Below are 16,899 nucleotides of genomic sequence, written 5' to 3' on the forward strand. Positions count from 1 at the left end.
GTTACAAAAGCGCATGAATCGCGTCTGCTGTAGGCCGGACTCGGCTACACAGGGTGTGTAAAGGTCGCTATAATCCGTTGCTAGCTTGCTGGCCGGGACTGCCTTTGCGCAGCTTGGCTGGAAGCACAGAAGAAGGTGTCGTTCCAGAGCGATAATTACCGGTAATTATTCATCGCCCTTTGTGTTGTCTGCTTTCCATATCCAGTTTAAGGATCGAAAAATGAAAAAGTCTCTCCTGATCGCCTCGCTGATGGCTGCTGTGGCTCTGGCCGCTTGCGGTAAGAAGGAAGAAGCTGCTGCTCCGGCTGCTGCTCCGGAAGCTTCGGCTCCGGCTGCTGCCGCTCCGGCCGCTTCGGACGCTGCTGCTGCTCCGGCTGCTGCTTCGGACGCTGCTGCTGCCCCGGCTGCTGCTGCTTCGGACGCTGCTGCTGCTCCGGCTGCTGCCTCGGACGCTTCGGCTCCGGCTGCCAAGCAATAATCGCGTTTCTCGCGAGACAAAAAAGCCGACCTTCGGGTCGGCTTTTTTTATGGGCGCGTGACTACGACAATGTCGTTGCCGGCTTCAGTTGCCACTCGAAGTTGTATCTGAATCTTACAAGGCGCGCGCTCCAGCACTAGACCGTGCACCAAGGCAGCCCCTCTTCCTGATCGGCGATTGGTACATCGCTGGCATCAATGCCCAGCGCCACAGCAATCGCCTGACCCGCCAACAGGGGCGTGTTGTTCTGTTTGGACAAATGCGCAGCTACCACGGTCTGCAGGGCGGCATGCCTTACGCGCGTGAGAATTCCACTGGCGATGTCATTGGCCAAATGACCAAAATCGCCGCCGATACGCTGCTTCAATGACCATGGATACGCCGAGTTGGCCAGCATCTCGCGGTCATGATTGCACTCCAGTACGAGCGCGTGCATGTTTTCCAAATGCGCACACAGGTATTCAGTCGACATGCCGGCGTCCGTCAGGACACCAAGGCAGCGCGCACCATCATTGAAGACGAACTGCAACGGCTCACGCGCATCGTGGGGCACGGTGTACGGCAGGATCTGTAGATCACCAATGCTGAACACGTCGTCTGCGCGGCAAAAGCGCACGGCGGCTCGATCGGCACCGCGCAAGTTCACGGTGGCGCGATACGTGCCGTGGCTGGTCCAGACGGGGATGTTGTATTTGGCAGCAACCGCGTAGGCGCTACCAACATGATCACCATGCTCGTGCGTAACGAGGATGGCGTTGAGGGATTCCGGCGCACAGCCAAGGCGTTCGAGCCGGCGCACGGTTTCGCGGATACCGAATCCGCAGTCGAGCAGGATGCGCGTGCTCGTCGTTCCATCCGTGGACTCGACAAGCAGCGCATTCCCTTCACTGCCGCTGCCAAGGCTGGCGAATCTCAGTGTCATCGCCCGATCATCGCCAAACCCAGGCAGCCGTACTGCATGATGCCGATTACCGCAGTTGCTCGTCGAGCAGCGACAGAATGCGCTTGCCGATGTCGCCGGTCTGCGCCGAGCCATCGTCGTTCTGCACCAGCACGGTCGACGAGGCACCGCCGTCCTTGACCACCACGCGATAGCGCTTGGCACGCTTCAGGTCTTCGATCTTCGTGCCCGAGAACAGGCGCGAGAAGAAGCCCGGCGCGTTCGCTTCAGCCTTGGTGTCGGCATAGCGGACGAAGTACACGCCTTGCGAGCGGTCGCGGTCATCCACAGTGAAGTTCACGCGATCCAGTGCCAGGCCCACGGTGCGCCAGGCGCGATCGAACGGTTCCGGCACGTTCAGCACCGGTTGTCCATTGGCTTGCGCCAGCAGCGACGGCCCCGCAGCACGTGCAGCCTGCACGCCCTCGGTTGCCTTCGCGCCCTCTTCCACCGGATGCGCGGCCTGCGTCTGTGCGAGCTTCTGCTGCGCAGCTTCCTTGCTGGCACCCAGACGCTGCATCAGGCGCGAGAGGAATTCGGCTTCCAGCTCCGGATCTGCCGGACGCGGTGTCCACACAGTCTGATCCTTGGACGAGCCAACCAGCTGTTCTTGCGCGCCGCGGTGCGAGATGTACACCTCGACCGTGCCGTTCGGGCCCTTCTCGATACGGGTGCGGAACTTGTCGCGCTCGCCGGTCGAATACAGACCGTCGAACACCTTGCCGACCGTACGGCGGATGATGTCCTGCGGAATCTTCGCGCGGTTTTCGGCCCAGTCGGTTTCCATGATGCCGGTCTCAGGCGAGTCGATCACCAGCAGGAAGCCGAGTTCTTGCCAGAACGTGCGCAGGCTCGGCCACAGGGCATCCGGCGTGGTCTTCACGACCAGCCAGCGCTGATTGCCGTCACGCTCAATGCGCATGTCCGACACGGCAGGCAGCACAGTGTCCGGACCCGAACCGGGCGTCGTGACCTTGGGGGCCGTCGACGTATAGGCCGACAGCGTGGTCGTGCCCGTGTCCGGTGCAGCATAACGGCGGTCAGCCTGGACGCTGGTCAGATCAGGCGGGATTTCCAGCGTCGGGCCCTTCTTGGCCTGCGACTTGTAGTCGATGCGGTCGGGCTGCATCACCTCATTAACGGTATCGCAACCGGAAATCATGGCAACCGACAACGCGGCCAGCAACAGTTGAGCGGACGTCGCCACAGCCCCGCGACGGGTTTGGAGCAGTTTCATTGACTTGCGATCCTTCAAACGAGAACGATGGCCTTAGTGGGCCAGGAAGAGCCGGTGAACATCAGGAGAGCAGCCCGGCATCCTTGAGGGATGCGCGCACCACTTCGTGATACTGGGGTGCCAGCGGCGTCAACGGCAGGCGGATACCGCCTTCCATCATGCCCATGGCTTGCAGGGCCCACTTGACGGGAATCGGGTTCGATTCAACGAACAAGTTCTTATGTACCGACAGCAGTTGCATGTGGATGCGGCGGGCCGTCTCCACGTCGCCGCGCATGGCGGCAACGCACAACTCGTGCATGGCGCGCGGCGCCACGTTGGCGGTGACGGAGATGTTGCCATGACCGCCCAGCAGCATCAGCGCGATGGCAGTCGGATCATCCCCGCTGTAGATCTTGAACGAAGCCGGTGCGCCCTTGATGAGTTGCGCAGCGCGGTCGATGTTGCCGGTGGCTTCCTTCACACCGATGATGCCCGGCACTTCAGCCAGACGCAGCATGGTCTCGACCGTCATATCGGCCACGGTACGGCCCGGCACGTTGTACAGGATGACCGGCAGGTCGACCGATTCGGCCACCTTGCGGAAGTGCAAATACATGCCTTCCTGCGTCGGCTTGTTGTAGTACGGCACGACCTGCAGCGAAGCATCGGCGCCCACCTGCTTGGCATAGGCCGTCAGTTCGATGGCCTCCACGGTGGAGTTGCCGCCGGTGCCGGCGATGATCGGGATGCGCTTGTTGGCCTGCTCGACCGCCACGCGGATCAGCTCGCGGTGCTCTTCCACCGACACCGTCGGGGATTCACCGCTGGTGCCGACGATGACGATGCCATCGGTGCCCTCAGCGATGTGCCAGTCGATGAGCTTGCGCAGGGACGGGTAATCAAGGCTGCCGTCCTCGTGCATGGGCGTGACGATGGCGACGAGACTGCCGGAAATCTGGGTCATGGTTTCGAAAGCAAACAAAAGCGTCAACGTAAACAGTCGGATTGTACCGGATCGTCAAAGCGAATTCGCCACATCGGATGCCCGCCAAGAGACGGGTAAGCCGCAGTCGTCAGCAACTTCAAAGTGCGTACCGGGGCGCCACGTCATCCGAGCGCTCGCGCACCGCGCAAACCCGCTGCACGTAAGCGTCTCGAGGCGACGAGATGAAGCCGTCTTCGTAGCCGATGACACGCAATTGACCCTGCACGGCACTGAGCAGTTCACCCGGCAACAGCAGGAATGCGGGATTGGACGGCTTACCGACGGTTTCGTTTCCGATGGCGAAGGTTTCGTAGATCAGGCGCCCGCCCGGCGCGACGGCCGCCAGCAATTGCGGCCACAGCGGCCGATGCAGGTAGTTGGTGACCACCACGGCGTCGAAAGCCGCGTCGGCCGGCAACGGCCAGGGGCCACCTTCGATGTCGGCAACGATGGTTTCTGCTATGCCCGACAGGCCAGCCAGCGCTGTGGCATCGCGGTCGATACCGGTCACGCGGAAACCACGCGCAGCGAGCCAGCGCACGTGGCGGCCGCTACCGCAGGCCACATCCAGCACGGACGCGCCGGATGGCAACTCGGCCGCCCAGCGCGCTACCCAAGCGGACGGCGCGGCGAGCCTATGCGGGTCGAGCATGGCAGCGGACATCAAAGGCGTTAGCTATAGGTCAAGCCCATCGCTTCGCGCACCTCGCGCATGGTCTCTTGCGTGACCTTGCGGGCATTGTCGCAACCGTCGGCGATGATGGCGCGCAGCAAGGACGGATCGTCCATGTATTTCTGCGCGCGTTCGAGCATTGGCTGTTGCTCGCGCAGGATGCCTTCGATCACGGGTTGCTTGCACTCCAGGCAGCCGATGCCGGCGCTGCGGCAACCCTTCTGCACCCACTGCTTGGTGTCGTCGTCGGAGTAGACGAGGTGCAGCTGCCACACCGGGCACTTGTCCGGATCACCCGGGTCAGTGCGGCGCACGCGAGCCGGGTCGGTCGGCATGGTACGAACCTTTTTCTCGACGCTTTCCTTGTCCTCGCGCATGCGGATGGTGTTGCCATACGACTTGGACATCTTCTGGCCATCGAGGCCAGGCATGCGCGATGCCTCGGTCAGCAGCACCTGCGGCTCGGGCAGGATGATCTTGCGTGCGCCTTCCAGGTAACCGAACAGGCGTTCGCGGTCGCCCAACGAGAGGCTCTGCGATTCGGCCAGCAGCGCGCGAGCCTGCTCCAGGGCTTCGTCTTCGCCGCGCTCCTGATAGGCGGTGCGCAGTTCCAGATACAGCTTGGCGCGCTTGCCACCGAGCTTCTTGGCGGCTTCCAGCGCCTTCTCTTCGAAGCCCGGCTCGCGGCCGTACAGGTAGTTGAAGCGACGCGCGACCTCACGCGTCATCTCGACGTGCGGCACCTGGTCTTCGCCCACCGGTACGAAGCCGGCGCGGTAGATCAGGATGTCGGCGGCCTGCAGCAGCGGGTAACCGAGGAAGCCGTAGGTGGAGAGGTCCTTCTCCTTGAGCTTCTCGATCTGGTCCTTGTAGGTCGGCACGCGCTCGAGCCAGCCCAGCGGCGTGCCCATCGAGAGCAGCAGGAACAGTTCCGCATGCTCCGGCACGCGGCTCTGGATAAACAGCGTGGCCTGCGACGGGTCAACTCCTGCAGCCAGCCAGTCGATCAGCATTTCCCACACGGATTCCTCGATCACCTCAGGCGACTCGTAGTGCGTGGTCAGCGCATGCCAGTCAGCGACGAAAAAGTAGCACGGGTATTCGGCCTGCAGCCGGACCCAGTTTTTCAGAACGCCGTGGTAGTGCCCCAGGTGCAGGGCACCGGTCGGACGCATGCCGGAAAGTACGCGGTCAGGAAACATGTGGGAAATGGATTTGGAGACTCAGGAAAACAGCATCTGCAGCGGGCTCAGGATCCACTGCAGCAGTTGAAACAGCAGCGCCATGATCGGGCGCATCCAGACATTGGTGATGACGTTGGAAATGATCAGCGCCATCACGATAAAGAAACCGAACGGCTCAATGCGCGACAGGCCCAGCGCCATCCGAGGCGGCAGCAGTGCAGCCAGCACGCGCCCGCCGTCGAGCGGCGGCAGCGGAAACATGTTGAACGCCGCCATCACCATATTGACCAGAATGCCCGCGCGCGCCATGCCGATCAGGAACGGCTCGTTCACGCCGCCCACGGCAAACAGCACGGCCAGCACGCCCCAGACGATCGCCTGGGCGAAGTTGGAGGCCGGCCCGGCCAGCGCCACCCACATGCCATGCCAGCGCGGATCGCGCAGGCGGCCGAAGCGCACCGGCACCGGCTTGGCATAGCCGAAGACGAACGCACCCTTGGTGGCGAAATACAGCAGCAGCGGCATCGCAATCGTGCCGATCGGATCAATATGCCGCAGCGGATTGATACTGATGCGGCCCATGACATAGGCCGTGTCGTCGCCAAAATGCTTGGCGACATAGCCGTGCGCCGCCTCATGCAGCGTGATGGCAAACAGGACGGGGATCGCGTAAACCGCGATGTTCTGGATCAGTGTGGGGTCCATAGGCGGGCTATTGTAGCAAGCACGCGCGGCGGCACGCCGGCCGCACATACCGCATCGGCACTTGCCTACAAGCCGACGCGGGCCGGATCGCCGCGCCCGAGGCGCACCAGTTCCGGCTCGCCGCTGGTCAAGTCGATCACGGTGGTGGGTTCGGCCGGGGCCGGGCCGCCGTCGATGACGAGTTCCAGCTGCTTTTCCAGCCGCTCGCGGATGGTCTCGGCTTCGTTCAGCGGCGCGTCATCACCGGGCAGTTGCAGCGTGGAGGTGAGTAGCGGCTCACCCAGTTCGGCCATCAGCGCCAGGGGAATCGCGTGTTCCGGCACGCGCAGGCCGATGGTCTTGCGCGAGGGGTGCGAGAGCCGGCGCGGCACCTCCTTGGTCGCTTCGAGCAGAAACACGAATGGGCCCGGCGTGGCTGCCTTCACCACGCGGTACTGCTTGTTGTCAACGCGTGCAAATATGGCCAGTTCAGAAAGATCCCGGCACATCAGCGCGAGGTGCTGCTTCTCGTCGATGCCGCGCACGCGGCGCAGGCGTTCGACGGCCGACTTGTCGTCCAGATGACAGGCCAGTGCGTAACAGGAATCGGTGGGCAGTGCGACCAGGCCGCCGGCGCGGATGATCTCCGCTGCCTGGCGAATCAAGCGCCCTTGCGGCGTGGTCGGGTGAATCTGGAAGAACTGAGACATGCGGGGCGCTGGGTAGGATTGGGTGGACGATAGGGTTAAGACATCCACCGGCTCCACACCGGCGTCAGGTTATCGGGCAACGGCGGCAGCTCGCCCAGTTCGATGCGGCCTTCGCCGGGGCCATGGAAATCCGAGCCGCGCGAGGCCAACAGGCCGTAGCGGCGCGCCACGTCGGCGTAGAGCGCGTATTGATCGGGCGTATGGCTGCCGGTGATGACTTCGACGCCCTCACCGCCCAGGTCCTTGAATTCGTCGAACAGCGCGCTGTGCTCAACCAGCGAGAGCGTGTAGCGGCCCGGATGCGCCATCACGGCGACGCCGCCGGCGCCTTTAATCCAACTGATCGCGTCTGCCAAGCGTGCCCAGCGATGCGGCACATAACCCGGTTTGCCGTCACCGAGGTAGCGGTCGAACACCTCAGAGATATCGCGGCAATGGCCGTGCTCGACCAGGAAGCGCGCGAAGTGCGTGCGCGAGACCATGTCCGGGTTGCCGGCGTAGCCCAGCGCGCCCGCATAGGCACCTTCGATGCCCAGCTTGGCGAGCGCTTCGCTCATGTCTTCCGCACGAGCGCAGCGGCCCGAACGCGTGCGCTCCAGCCCCTGCACCAGCTCGGCGTTGTCCGGGTCGATGCCCAAACCAACGATGTGCAGTGTGCGCCCTGCCCAGGTGACGGAAATCTCCACACCCGACAGATACGCCATGCCAAGCGACGTGGCCGCCTCGCGTGCGGCGGCCTGCCCCGCCACTTCATCGTGGTCGGTCAGCGCCCACAGCGTCACACCATGTGCAGCGGCGCGCGCAGCCACGTCTTGTGGCGCCAACAGGCCATCCGACACGGTGGAATGACAGTGCAGATCAGCGTTGCGGGCGGAGGCGGTGGAAATGTTTGGCATTCCGTCATTTTACTGCTGCGACGCGGAATCGGGGGCCGCCCGCACCACTCAGCGCGGATCCGGAGAAAACCGGGAAGACCCGACTGCCCGTGACGGTGTTGGCAGCCGATGGGCCGCCGCACGCTATAGTGGCCGCATTGTTTCGTTCTCTTCGCTTTGCCATGACAAGCCCAGCCATCCTCCCCGCCAATACCGCTCAGCCAGTCGAACAGCGCGTCGACGTGCTCGTGGTGGGCGCCGGGCCGGTTGGCCTGTTCGCGGCGTTCCAGGCAGGCGTGCTGGGGCTGTCGTGCGTGCTGGTGGATGCGCTGGACCGCCCAGGCGGCCAGTGCACCGAGCTGTATCCGGAAAAACCGATCTACGACATCCCTGCGCTGGTGTCGTGCACCGCGCAGGAACTCGTCGACCGTCTGTTGGCACAGTGCGCGCCGTTCGGCTACCCCATCCTGTGTGGCCGGCGGGCTGAAACGGTGGAGACCATCGAAGGCGAGCACGGCCAGCGATTCCACGTCACCACCAGTGCCGGTGACGTATTCGACTGTGCGGCCGTGCTCATTACGGCTGGCAATGGCGCCTTTGCCCCGCAACGCGTGTCCCTGCCCGAGGCTGCGGCGCTCGAAGGTCGTCACGTGCACTACGCCGTGCGCGACACCGCGCGCTTCGCCGGCAAGCGGGTCGTGATTGCCGGCGGCGGGGATTCGGCGCTCGACTGGGCACTGGCGCTGCGCAAGACTGCTGCGCGCGTCACGCTCGTGCACCGGCGTGAGGGCTTCCGCGCCGCGGATGCCTCCGTTGCCGAGATGCGCGCCGCCGTTGCCGCTGGCGAAATGGACTTCGTGCTCGGCATGCTCTCGCGACTGGACAGCACGCCAGATGGCACGCTTACCGGCGTCGCCATCCGTGGACGCGAGGGTGAAGTCACCCTGCCTTGCGATGAGTTGATCGCACTGTATGGGCTGGTTTCCGAGCCCGGCCCAATCGCCAACTGGGGCGTGGAAATGCGCGCGGGTCGCATTGCGGTGGAAACCACGGCGTACGAAACGTCGCGCCCCGGCATTTTTGCCGCGGGCGACATCGCGCTGTATCCGAACAAGCAGAAGCTGATCCTCTCGGGCTTCCACGAGGTGGCGATGGCGTTGCGCCGCGCATACCGCTACGCCAATCCGGACAAGGCGCTGGTACATACCCATTCGAGCAACGACGCAGGGCTGCAGACGAAGCTGCATGTGGCGGCGGGTTGAATGACCGCGCGCCCACGTGAAGTGCATGTCGTCGTCATCGGCGGTTACGGCTTTTTCGGGCAGCGGCTGGTCGAGCGCCTATCCGTCCACGCATCGCTGACGGTAACGATTGCTGGGCGGTCATTGGCACAGGCACAGGCCCTGGCCGATGCGTTGCAGCCAAAGGCGCGCGCCACACTGCGCGCTGCAGCTATTGACATCCACGCGCCCGACTTCGACCGACATCTGCAAACCCTGTCACCCGACCTGTTGATCCACACGGGTGGGCCGTTTCAAGGGCAGGACTACCGCGTGGCGCGCTCGTGCATTGCTGCAGGCCTGCACTACATCGACCTGGCCGACGGCCGTGCCTTCGTGCAGAACATCACGACGCTGAACGACGCCGCCACACAGGCTGGTGTACTCGTTGTCAGCGGGGCCAGCTCGGTACCGGCGCTGTCCGGCGCGGCGGTTGACCACCTGACACGCGACATGGCATCGGTGCGCTCCATCGACATCGGCATCAGCCCGGGCAATCGCACCGAGCGTGGACTGTCGACAATCCAGGCAATCCTGACGTATTGCGGCAAGCCGCTGCCGTCTGCGGGCGAGCCGGTCTTCGGCTGGAGCGGCACGTGGCGCCACACGTATCCCGCGCCGGTAGGTGAACGGCTGATGTCGCCGTGCGATGTGCCGGACCTGGCGCTGTTTCCGCAGCGGTATGCGGGCACGCCGCGGGTTCGCTTTGGTGCCGGGCTGGAGCTGCGCTTCCTCCATCGCGGCATGAACCTGATGGCCGCACTCGTGCGGGCTGGCATCATCAAAGATTGGTCGCGACACACGCGCTGGCTGAAAGCCGCGTCCGACTGGTTCCTGCACTGGGGCTCCGATGTGGGCGGCATGCATCTGCGTGTCGAAGGTCTGGATGCCGACGGCACTTTGCGCTCGCGCCTGTGGCACTTGCTGGCCATTCGCGGCGACGGCCCTTACGTGCCCACACTCGCCGCCGCGGCGCTGGTCCGCCGGCTCCTCGAAGGCGCGCTGCCACAGCGCGGAGCGATGCCGTGCGTCGGGCTGCTGACGCTGAACGACTTCGTGCGCGAAACCGACGGCCTGGCGATCACGATGCAGGAGGCGCGCGCATGACCGCCTCGCTCTACGAAACGGTGCTCGGCACACAGTACGCGCAGCTTGCGCCCGCCGTGCAGACCTTTCACCGGATGGCAGGGCTGGCGACGCTGCGCGGTGAGGTCGAGACGGAACCGCCTGCCACCCGCATGGCGCGCTGGCTCGCCTGGTGCATCCGCACGCCACGCACGCCGACGCGCGGCCCAATCCGTTTCACACTCGAAGCCACCGCAGCCGAGGAAACCTGGACGCGCCATTTCCCGCGCCAGACGATGCGTTCCACGCTGTCGCTGCACCAGGGGTGCATCATGGAGCGGCTCGGCGCAGTCCGCCTGTTCTTTGCGCTGGAAGCGGAGCACGGCATGCTGCGGATGCGCCTGGAAGGCTTGCGCTTCCTCGGCATCCCGTGCCCTGCGTGGCTGCGGCCTGCCGTCGTGGCCGAAGAAACCGGCGATGGCAACCGCTTCCACTTCAACGTACGCGCCAGTGTGCCGCTGCTCGGCGTGGTTGCTGCGTACCGCGGTTACCTGGATCTGACGACGACGGAGCCCGCATGATCGTCGTCTATGACGCGCACTGCCTGCTGTGCAGCGGCTTCACACAATTCCTGCTGCGACACGATCGACAAGGCGTGCTGCGCTTTGCATCGATGCAGGGCGCAACCGGGCGGCAACTGCTCGCGCAGGCCGGCGTCGATCCGGACGACGTTGATACGGTGCTCTTCGTACGCGATGGCCATGCATGGCGCGAAAGCGCCGCCGTGCTGCGCATCCTGCATGTGCTCGGCTGGCCGTGGCGGCTGGCGTGGATCGGCTGGCTGATGCCGGTGCCGCTGCGTGACGCGCTCTACCGCTGCGTCGCGCGCAACCGCTATCGGTGGTTCGGACGTTCGGATACCTGCATCCTGCCGCCGCCCGGCGCAGCGCAGCGGTTTCTCGACTGAGGCCAGCGCGGGTCAGGCGTGCTGGCAGAATTCCTCGATCAGCGCGGCCACCTGTTCGGGCTGATCGTGATGCAGCATGTGTCCCGCATCTGCGATCAGCACTTCGCGAAAATCAGGAAACGCCGCAAAGCGCGTCTTGAACTCAGGCAATGGCATCTCGCCCGCAATCGCCTTGAGCGTCGGCGAGTCGACCGCCTCGATGTGCAGCACAGGCGCGGTCACGCGGCGCCAGACTTCCATCACTTCGTCCAGGCGATAGAGCTGCGGGTTGATGATCTTGTGCGCAGGATCGCCCAGGATTTCCCAGCGGCCGTCAGCGCCTTGATGCGACCAATGCTGCGCGAGAAATGCGGCCTTGTCGGCCGGCAGGCGCGGGTTAGTCTTCTGAAGGCGTGCGGCAACGTCCTCGACGGTGGCGTAGGTGTTCAGGCGCGGCTTGTCCTTGAGCTCATCCAGCCAGCGCGCATACCGGCGCGGCGCCTGCGAGGCCTTGGAGGCCGTCATACCGAAGCCCTCCAGATCGACCACGCGGCGCACGCGCTCGGGCCGGATGCCGGCGTACAGGCACACCACGTTGGCGCCCAGGCTGTGGCCGACCAGCATCACCTGTCCTTCCGGCTGGTAGTGATCGACGATAGCTTCCAGATCGGCCACGTAATCGGCAAACCAATAGCTCTCGACGCCGGGGGCGTCCGTCGGACGGGCCGACTCGCCGTAGCCGCGCCAATCCGGCGCCACGATGTGCCAGCGCTCGCGCAGCGCATCCACCAGAAACTGGAACGACGCCGACACATCCATCCAGCCGTGGAACAGGAACAGGATGGGCGCACCTGGCTCGCCCCATTCGCGCACGTGATAGCGCAGGCCGCGTACATCAAGGTAGGTCGAGCGGGAGGCTTGGCGCGTGGCCGGCGGCGTGGTCGAGTTCATGGTTTCCGTCATCGAATCAGCAAATAATCGAACGATCGTTCTTTTTCCGATGATTATAGCGACGACTGCCCGACCGCGCGCCGCTTAGAACAAGGCTTCCAGCGCGGCGATTTCGTCATCGTCGAAACCAGCCTGGCGGCGCGCATCGAGGTTGAACGGCCCGCGCAGGCGCGGTGCGCCGTACTGCTCGGCCAGCTGGCGATACGTCGGCAGCGGATCAAGCCCCGCGCGCTCGCACAGGTAGCGATACCAGCGGTTGCCCACGGCCACGTGGCCAATCTCGTCGCGCAGGATGATGTCGAGGATGCCGGCGGCGGCCATGTCGCCCGCCTGCGCCAGCTTCGCGCGGATCGGCGGCGACGCATCGAGCCCGCGTGCCTCCAGCGTGCGTGGCACCAGCGCCATGCGCGCGAGGGGGTCGGCAGCGGTCTTTTCGGTCATCTGCCACAGGCCGTCGTGGGCGGGGTGATCGCCATACCGGCAATCCAGCGTGGCCAGATGCGCCGACAGCAGCGAGAAATGTGTCGCCTCTTCTGCGGCCACGCGCATCCAGTCCTGGTAAAAAGCGACCGGCATGCCGGCGAAGCGCCACACGGCGTCGAGCGCGAGGTTGATGGCGTTGAATTCGATGTGCGCCAGCGCATGCAGCAACGCAGCACGTCCACGCGGCGTATCGATCGCACGGCGGCGCGGCACATTGGCGGGCGGCACAAGAACCGGCGCATCAGGCCGGCCAGGGATACCCGTGGCCGGCGCGGCAATCACCTCGTCGGCGCCCCAGGCGGCGCCTTCGGCACGTTGCGCGCGCTCGCCAAGGCGCAAGGTGGCGTCCACTTTGCTGGCGGGATCGGTGAGGCACAACGCGACCAGGGCGGCGTGGCGCAAGCTGTCTGCAGGCGACTGGGCGGGGGACTGAGCAAGGTTCATCAGCGTACAATTCGGGCTTTCCGCCATTTTAATTCGACGTGTCGGGCCCGCCTCGCCGGCAGGCTTGAAGACGCGCGCAATTTCCCCATTTAGATAGATTCTGGAGACCGATCGCATGGCCCTCTACCAACTCGGCGACGTTGCCCCGACCATTGACGAAAACGCCTACGTGGCCCCCGAAGCGACCGTCATCGGCCGCGTGGAGCTCAAGGCACGCGCAAGCGTCTGGCCCGGCGCCGTCATCCGCGGCGACAACGAACCGATCACCGTGGGCGAGGCCAGCAACGTGCAGGAAGGCTCGGTGCTGCACACCGACCCGGGCTGCCCGCTGAACATCGGCGACCGCGTGACGATCGGCCACCAGGCCATGCTGCACGGCTGCACCATCGGCGAAGGCTCGCTGATCGGCATCCAGGCGGTGGTGCTCAATCGCGCGGTGATCGGCAAGAACTGCCTGGTGGGTGCGGGTGCGATCGTCACCGAAGGCAAGGTCTTCGAAGACGGCACGCTGATCCTGGGCGCACCCGCCAAGGCCGTGCGCAAACTGACGGAAGACGACATCGCCAAGATGCACCTGAACACCGAGACATATGCGGTGCGCCAGGCGATGTACAAGCAGCAACTGAAACGGATTGATGGATGACTGACGAGCTGAAGAAATTTGTATTTGACGCCGCGCCGGTACGCGGTGAACTGGTGCGCCTGGAAAGCACCTGGCAGGAGATTCTGCGCCGCCGCCGCTACCCCGCCCCGGTCAGCACGCTGCTGGGCGAAATGATGGCTGCGGCCGCACTGCTGTCGGCCAACCTGAAGTTCAACGGCGCGCTGGTCATGCAGTTGCACGGCGATGGTCCGGTGCGCATGCTGGTGGTGGAGTGCAACTCTGACCTGTCGATGCGCGCGACCGCCAAGATTGCCGAAGGCGCCGAGATTGCCGACGACGCCACGCTGGCCTCGATGGTCAACGTGCACGGCCGTGGCCGCTTCGCCATCACGCTCGATCCGCACGACAAGTTGCCGGGCCAGCAGCCCTACCAAGGCATCGTGCCGCTGTCGGACGAAACCGGACCGCTGACCAGCATGACCGAGGTGCTTGAGCAGTACATGCAGGCCTCCGAGCAGCTCGACACGCGCCTCTGGCTGGCTGCCGACAACAAGGTTGCCTCGGGCATGCTGCTGCAGCGCCTGCCCTCGTACGGCGGCACCATGGAAGGCCGCCCCGATCGCGAGCCCGCACAGGTGGGTGAGACAGGTCAGCCGCTGCACAAGGACGTGCAGGAGCAGGACCTCGATACGTGGGAACGCGTCTGCCAGCTCGGCAAGACGCTGCGCCGCGAAGAACTGCTCGAAGAGTCGATCGACACGCTCATCAAGCGCCTGTACTGGGAAGAGATGGAAGCTGCCGGCATCCGCATGTTCGAGCCGCTGGCGCCGCACTTCCGCTGCTCGTGCTCGCGCCTGCGCGTGGGCGCCATGCTGCGCACGCTCGGCCAGCCGGAGATCGAAGGCATCCTGGAAGAGCAAGGCAAGGTGGAAATCGACTGCGAGTTCTGCGGCCAGCACTACAGCTTTGACGCTGTCGATTGTGCGCAGCTCTTCGCGCAGGAGACCGTCGTACAGGCTGTTCAAGGTGCGTCCGGCCAACGCCATTGAGTACGGCGACATAGTATGAAGAAGCGTGGCGCGCGGCACTTATTGGTGTCGCCCGCGCTCTAAGTCGCCAGTTCCCTCATCTGCCGCTTGCTGCGGAGCGCATCATGTCCAAGCCCATCACCCAGTCGTTGAACCTGCCTCGCGCTGGCGCGCTCGTGCTGCCCGTGGTGGCAGCGTTGCTGGCATCGGCATGCGTTGCCGTTCCACGCGGCCCGGGTGGCACGCCCTACACCGCGCGCCTGCCGGTGGATGCACAAACGCCTGCGCCTGCGGCACTGTCGGCGGAAGACCGCAAGAGACTGGATGACTTGAACGCCAAGGCGCTGCGCGAATCCGACCAGGCGGTCAAGCGCGATGCCGAAGCGCGCGCCTACGCGGCAACGCCCTACTACGCCCCGTATCCGTATCCGTACTACGGCGGCTATTCGGTCTACTACGGCAGTGGATGGCGCCACCGTGGTGGCTGGGGTGTCAGTTACGGCGCGCCCGTCTGGGGCTATCCGTACTACTGGTAAATCAGAAAGTGATGCCTGAAGAAGCGGGCGTGGCCAGAATGGCGCGTTCGCCAAGCGAGCTCAATGGTGGGTTTTCTGCCCTGCCGGGGGCGGCGGGGGCGGAGGTGTGTCGCTGGTCTTCGGCGCCGGCGCCACGAACTGCACGAAAACCTCGTCGTCCTTGACCATCCCCAGCTCATAGCGCGCGCGCTCTTCGAGAGCGCCCGTCCCATCCCTCAGGTCCTTCACTTCGCCTTCAAGCTTGGTATTGCGCTGCTTGAGCTCAACGTTGCGTTGATTCTGCGCAGTCACCTGCTTCTGCATGTCCCAGACGCGCAGCCAACCGCCCTTACCCAGCCAGAGCGGGTATTGGATAGCAAGCAACAGCAGCAGCAGGAACAGCGTGATCAGGCGCATACGGTCAGGCGTTGGAGCGGTGCAACTCGCAGCCCCAAATACCACGCGACCGCCACAGTGGCGGTCGCACGGTCATCCGAGGCGAAACTGCGAAGGATTATCGCAGGTTATAGAACGCCGACTTGCCCGGGTAGCTGGCGATATCACCGAGGTCCTCTTCGATGCGCAGCAGCTGGTTGTACTTGGCCATGCGGTCCGAGCGCGACAGCGAGCCCGTCTTGATCTGGCCAGCGTTCGTACCAACGGCGATGTCGGCGATCGTGCTGTCTTCGGTTTCGCCCGAGCGGTGCGAGATCACGGCCGTGTAGCCGGCGCGCTTGGCCATCTCGATGGCGGCGAACGTTTCGGTCAGCGTACCGATCTGGTTGATCTTGATGAGGATCGAGTTGGCGATGCCCTTTTCGATGCCTTCCTTCAGGATCTTGGTGTTGGTGACGAACAGGTCGTCGCCCACCAGCTGCACCTTCTTGCCCAGCTTGTCGGTCAGCGCCTTCCAGCCGGCCCAGTCGCTCTCGTGCATGCCGTCTTCGATCGACACGATCGGGAACTTGTCGGCCAGGTTTGCCAGGTAGTTGGCAAAGTCTTCCGACGACAGTTGCAGGCCTTCGCCTTCCAGGTGGTACTTGCCGTCCTTGTAGAACTCGGACGCGGCGCAATCCAGCGCCAGCAGCACGTCTTCACCGGCCTTGTAGCCAGCCTGCTCGATGGCCGACAGGATGGTGTTCAGGCACTCTTCGTTGCTGGCGAAGTTCGGTGCGAAACCGCCTTCGTCGCCCACGGCGGTGCTCATGCCCTTGTCCGCCAGGATCTTCTTCAGCGCGTGGAAGATCTCGGCGCCGCAGCGCAGCGCTTCGCGGAAGCTCGACTGGCCGACCGGCATCACCATGAATTCCTGGATGTCCAGGCTGTTGTTGGCGTGTGCGCCACCGTTGACGATGTTCATCATCGGCACCGGCATCTGCATGGCGCCCGAACCACCGAAGTAGCGGTACAGCGGCAGGCCGGCTTCTTCAGCAGCAGCCTTGGCCACGGCCATCGACACGGCCAGCATGGCGTTGGCGCCCAGGCGGCTCTTGTTCTCAGTACCGTCCAGGTCGATCAGGGTGCGATCCAGGAAGGCTTGTTCCGAAGCGTCCAGGCCCATGATGGCTTCGGAGATCTCGGTGTTGATGTGCTCGACAGCCTTGAGCACGCCCTTGCCCAGGTAGCGCGACTTGTCGCCGTCACGCAGTTCGATGGCTTCGCGCGAGCCGGTGGAGGCGCCCGACGGCACCGCGGCGCGACCCATCACGCCCGATTCCAGCAGCACGTCGCATTCGACGGTGGGGTTACCGCGCGAGTCCAGCACTTCGCGACCGATGATATCTACGATGGCACTCATGAAAATCCCTCTTGATGTCTTTAAAGCAGGTAAGGCG

General features: G+C 64.5%; 20 protein-coding genes. 8 read left to right on the forward strand and 12 right to left on the reverse strand.

The features are described 5' to 3' along the window. Nucleotides 1–220: 220 nt before the first annotated feature. Nucleotides 221–478, forward strand: coding sequence for a hypothetical protein (locus F7R11_RS12600; RefSeq protein ID WP_064803933.1), 258 nt, complete (start codon nucleotides 221–223; stop codon nucleotides 476–478). Between the two features lie 136 nt (nucleotides 479–614). Here the strand turns inward: F7R11_RS12600 and F7R11_RS12605 are convergent, their stop codons facing one another. The 8 genes from F7R11_RS12605 to F7R11_RS12640 form a co-directional block, all read right to left on the reverse strand. Further along, the gene (locus F7R11_RS12605; protein WP_064803935.1) at nucleotides 615–1,400 is read right to left on the reverse strand and encodes an MBL fold metallo-hydrolase; all 786 of its coding nucleotides are present in this window, start codon (nucleotides 1,398–1,400) and stop codon (nucleotides 615–617) included. A gap of 46 nt (nucleotides 1,401–1,446) precedes the next feature. Next, nucleotides 1,447–2,655, reverse strand: a complete 1,209-nt coding sequence (gene bamC, locus F7R11_RS12610; protein WP_021194096.1) for an NlpB/DapX family lipoprotein — start codon at nucleotides 2,653–2,655, stop codon at nucleotides 1,447–1,449. A 61-nt stretch (nucleotides 2,656–2,716) separates the two neighbouring features. Continuing rightward, the gene (gene dapA / locus F7R11_RS12615; protein ID WP_031329139.1) at nucleotides 2,717–3,601 is read right to left on the reverse strand and encodes a 4-hydroxy-tetrahydrodipicolinate synthase; all 885 of its coding nucleotides are present in this window, start codon (nucleotides 3,599–3,601) and stop codon (nucleotides 2,717–2,719) included. Nucleotides 3,602–3,719: 118 nt separating this feature from the next. Next, nucleotides 3,720–4,286 (reverse strand): class I SAM-dependent methyltransferase, encoded by a 567-nt coding sequence (locus F7R11_RS12620; protein ID WP_064803937.1) that lies wholly within the window; start codon nucleotides 4,284–4,286, stop codon nucleotides 3,720–3,722. An 8-nt stretch (nucleotides 4,287–4,294) separates the two neighbouring features. Next, complete coding sequence (locus F7R11_RS12625; protein WP_021194093.1) at nucleotides 4,295–5,497, reverse strand: tryptophan--tRNA ligase; 1,203 nt, start codon at nucleotides 5,495–5,497, stop codon at nucleotides 4,295–4,297. A gap of 21 nt (nucleotides 5,498–5,518) precedes the next feature. Next, nucleotides 5,519–6,184: a site-2 protease family protein gene (locus F7R11_RS12630; protein WP_064803939.1), complete on the reverse strand. Its 666-nt coding sequence runs from the start codon at nucleotides 6,182–6,184 to the stop codon at nucleotides 5,519–5,521. A 65-nt stretch (nucleotides 6,185–6,249) separates the two neighbouring features. After that, nucleotides 6,250–6,873 (reverse strand): L-threonylcarbamoyladenylate synthase, encoded by a 624-nt coding sequence (locus F7R11_RS12635; protein WP_064803941.1) that lies wholly within the window; start codon nucleotides 6,871–6,873, stop codon nucleotides 6,250–6,252. Nucleotides 6,874–6,908: 35 nt separating this feature from the next. Next, nucleotides 6,909–7,769, reverse strand: coding sequence for a 3',5'-nucleoside bisphosphate phosphatase (locus F7R11_RS12640; protein WP_064803943.1), 861 nt, complete (start codon nucleotides 7,767–7,769; stop codon nucleotides 6,909–6,911). Between the two features lie 161 nt (nucleotides 7,770–7,930). On the opposite strand from F7R11_RS12640, the gene F7R11_RS12645 reads away from it, so the two are divergent. From F7R11_RS12645 to F7R11_RS12660, 4 genes are read left to right on the forward strand one after another with little or no spacing between them, the layout of a single operon-like run. Continuing rightward, complete coding sequence (locus tag F7R11_RS12645) at nucleotides 7,931–9,010, forward strand: NAD(P)/FAD-dependent oxidoreductase (protein WP_064803945.1); 1,080 nt, start codon at nucleotides 7,931–7,933, stop codon at nucleotides 9,008–9,010. Further along, the gene (locus F7R11_RS12650; RefSeq protein WP_064803948.1) at nucleotides 9,011–10,135 is read left to right on the forward strand and encodes a saccharopine dehydrogenase family protein; all 1,125 of its coding nucleotides are present in this window, start codon (nucleotides 9,011–9,013) and stop codon (nucleotides 10,133–10,135) included. After that, nucleotides 10,132–10,674, forward strand: coding sequence for a DUF4166 domain-containing protein (locus tag F7R11_RS12655; protein WP_064803950.1), 543 nt, complete (start codon nucleotides 10,132–10,134; stop codon nucleotides 10,672–10,674). Before F7R11_RS12650 ends, F7R11_RS12655 begins: the two co-directional genes overlap by 4 nt. Beyond that, the gene (locus F7R11_RS12660; protein ID WP_064803952.1) at nucleotides 10,671–11,060 is read left to right on the forward strand and encodes a thiol-disulfide oxidoreductase DCC family protein; all 390 of its coding nucleotides are present in this window, start codon (nucleotides 10,671–10,673) and stop codon (nucleotides 11,058–11,060) included. The genes F7R11_RS12655 and F7R11_RS12660 overlap by 4 nt, the downstream gene beginning before the upstream one ends. A 12-nt stretch (nucleotides 11,061–11,072) precedes the next feature. Here F7R11_RS12660 and F7R11_RS12665 read toward each other — a convergent pair whose 3' ends face one another. Further along, the gene (locus tag F7R11_RS12665) at nucleotides 11,073–11,990 is read right to left on the reverse strand and encodes an alpha/beta fold hydrolase (protein WP_064806352.1); all 918 of its coding nucleotides are present in this window, start codon (nucleotides 11,988–11,990) and stop codon (nucleotides 11,073–11,075) included. An 84-nt stretch (nucleotides 11,991–12,074) separates the two neighbouring features. Beyond that, nucleotides 12,075–12,944: a ferritin-like domain-containing protein gene (locus tag F7R11_RS12670; RefSeq protein WP_064803954.1), complete on the reverse strand. Its 870-nt coding sequence runs from the start codon at nucleotides 12,942–12,944 to the stop codon at nucleotides 12,075–12,077. A gap of 88 nt (nucleotides 12,945–13,032) precedes the next feature. On the opposite strand from F7R11_RS12670, the gene F7R11_RS12675 reads away from it, so the two are divergent. From F7R11_RS12675 to F7R11_RS12685, 3 genes are all read left to right on the forward strand, one after another. Next, nucleotides 13,033–13,560 carry a gamma carbonic anhydrase family protein gene (locus F7R11_RS12675; protein WP_021194083.1) on the forward strand — a complete coding sequence of 176 codons (528 nt, stop codon included), beginning with the start codon at nucleotides 13,033–13,035 and terminating at the stop codon, nucleotides 13,558–13,560. After that, nucleotides 13,557–14,570 (forward strand): Hsp33 family molecular chaperone HslO, encoded by a 1,014-nt coding sequence (gene hslO, locus F7R11_RS12680; RefSeq protein WP_021194082.1) that lies wholly within the window; start codon nucleotides 13,557–13,559, stop codon nucleotides 14,568–14,570. Before F7R11_RS12675 ends, hslO begins: the two co-directional genes overlap by 4 nt. 104 nt (nucleotides 14,571–14,674) lie before the next feature. Beyond that, the gene (locus tag F7R11_RS12685; protein WP_021194081.1) at nucleotides 14,675–15,085 is read left to right on the forward strand and encodes a hypothetical protein; all 411 of its coding nucleotides are present in this window, start codon (nucleotides 14,675–14,677) and stop codon (nucleotides 15,083–15,085) included. A 60-nt stretch (nucleotides 15,086–15,145) separates the two neighbouring features. On the opposite strand, the gene ftsB is transcribed toward F7R11_RS12685, so the two are convergent. After that, nucleotides 15,146–15,481, reverse strand: coding sequence for a cell division protein FtsB (gene ftsB / locus F7R11_RS12690; RefSeq protein WP_021194080.1), 336 nt, complete (start codon nucleotides 15,479–15,481; stop codon nucleotides 15,146–15,148). A 97-nt stretch (nucleotides 15,482–15,578) separates the two neighbouring features. Then, nucleotides 15,579–16,862, reverse strand: coding sequence for a phosphopyruvate hydratase (gene eno, locus F7R11_RS12695; protein WP_004626133.1), 1,284 nt, complete (start codon nucleotides 16,860–16,862; stop codon nucleotides 15,579–15,581). Nucleotides 16,863–16,899 lie beyond the last annotated feature (37 nt).

Source organism: Ralstonia insidiosa (genome assembly GCF_008801405.1).
Classification (GTDB): Bacteria; Pseudomonadota; Gammaproteobacteria; order Burkholderiales; family Burkholderiaceae; genus Ralstonia; species Ralstonia insidiosa.

Bases quoted from the DNA above. Each gene is read 5' to 3' on its own strand.
- F7R11_RS12600 (WP_064803933.1), top strand. From the start codon at position 221: ATGAAAAAGTCTCTCCTGATCGCCTCGCTGATGGCTGCTGTGGCTCTG.
- F7R11_RS12605 (WP_064803935.1), bottom strand. From the start codon at position 1,400: ATGACACTGAGATTCGCCAGCCTTGGCAGCGGCAGTGAAGGGAATGCG.
- bamC (WP_021194096.1), bottom strand. From the start codon at position 2,655: ATGAAACTGCTCCAAACCCGTCGCGGGGCTGTGGCGACGTCCGCTCAA.
- dapA (WP_031329139.1), bottom strand. From the start codon at position 3,601: ATGACCCAGATTTCCGGCAGTCTCGTCGCCATCGTCACGCCCATGCAC.
- F7R11_RS12620 (WP_064803937.1), bottom strand. From the start codon at position 4,286: ATGTCCGCTGCCATGCTCGACCCGCATAGGCTCGCCGCGCCGTCCGCT.
- F7R11_RS12625 (WP_021194093.1), bottom strand. From the start codon at position 5,497: ATGTTTCCTGACCGCGTACTTTCCGGCATGCGTCCGACCGGTGCCCTG.
- F7R11_RS12630 (WP_064803939.1), bottom strand. From the start codon at position 6,184: ATGGACCCCACACTGATCCAGAACATCGCGGTTTACGCGATCCCCGTC.
- F7R11_RS12635 (WP_064803941.1), bottom strand. From the start codon at position 6,873: ATGTCTCAGTTCTTCCAGATTCACCCGACCACGCCGCAAGGGCGCTTG.
- F7R11_RS12640 (WP_064803943.1), bottom strand. From the start codon at position 7,769: ATGCCAAACATTTCCACCGCCTCCGCCCGCAACGCTGATCTGCACTGT.
- F7R11_RS12645 (WP_064803945.1), top strand. From the start codon at position 7,931: ATGACAAGCCCAGCCATCCTCCCCGCCAATACCGCTCAGCCAGTCGAA.
- F7R11_RS12650 (WP_064803948.1), top strand. From the start codon at position 9,011: ATGACCGCGCGCCCACGTGAAGTGCATGTCGTCGTCATCGGCGGTTAC.
- F7R11_RS12655 (WP_064803950.1), top strand. From the start codon at position 10,132: ATGACCGCCTCGCTCTACGAAACGGTGCTCGGCACACAGTACGCGCAG.
- F7R11_RS12660 (WP_064803952.1), top strand. From the start codon at position 10,671: ATGATCGTCGTCTATGACGCGCACTGCCTGCTGTGCAGCGGCTTCACA.
- F7R11_RS12665 (WP_064806352.1), bottom strand. From the start codon at position 11,990: ATGAACTCGACCACGCCGCCGGCCACGCGCCAAGCCTCCCGCTCGACC.
- F7R11_RS12670 (WP_064803954.1), bottom strand. From the start codon at position 12,944: ATGGCGGAAAGCCCGAATTGTACGCTGATGAACCTTGCTCAGTCCCCC.
- F7R11_RS12675 (WP_021194083.1), top strand. From the start codon at position 13,033: ATGGCCCTCTACCAACTCGGCGACGTTGCCCCGACCATTGACGAAAAC.
- hslO (WP_021194082.1), top strand. From the start codon at position 13,557: ATGACTGACGAGCTGAAGAAATTTGTATTTGACGCCGCGCCGGTACGC.
- F7R11_RS12685 (WP_021194081.1), top strand. From the start codon at position 14,675: ATGTCCAAGCCCATCACCCAGTCGTTGAACCTGCCTCGCGCTGGCGCG.
- ftsB (WP_021194080.1), bottom strand. From the start codon at position 15,481: ATGCGCCTGATCACGCTGTTCCTGCTGCTGCTGTTGCTTGCTATCCAA.
- eno (WP_004626133.1), bottom strand. From the start codon at position 16,862: ATGAGTGCCATCGTAGATATCATCGGTCGCGAAGTGCTGGACTCGCGC.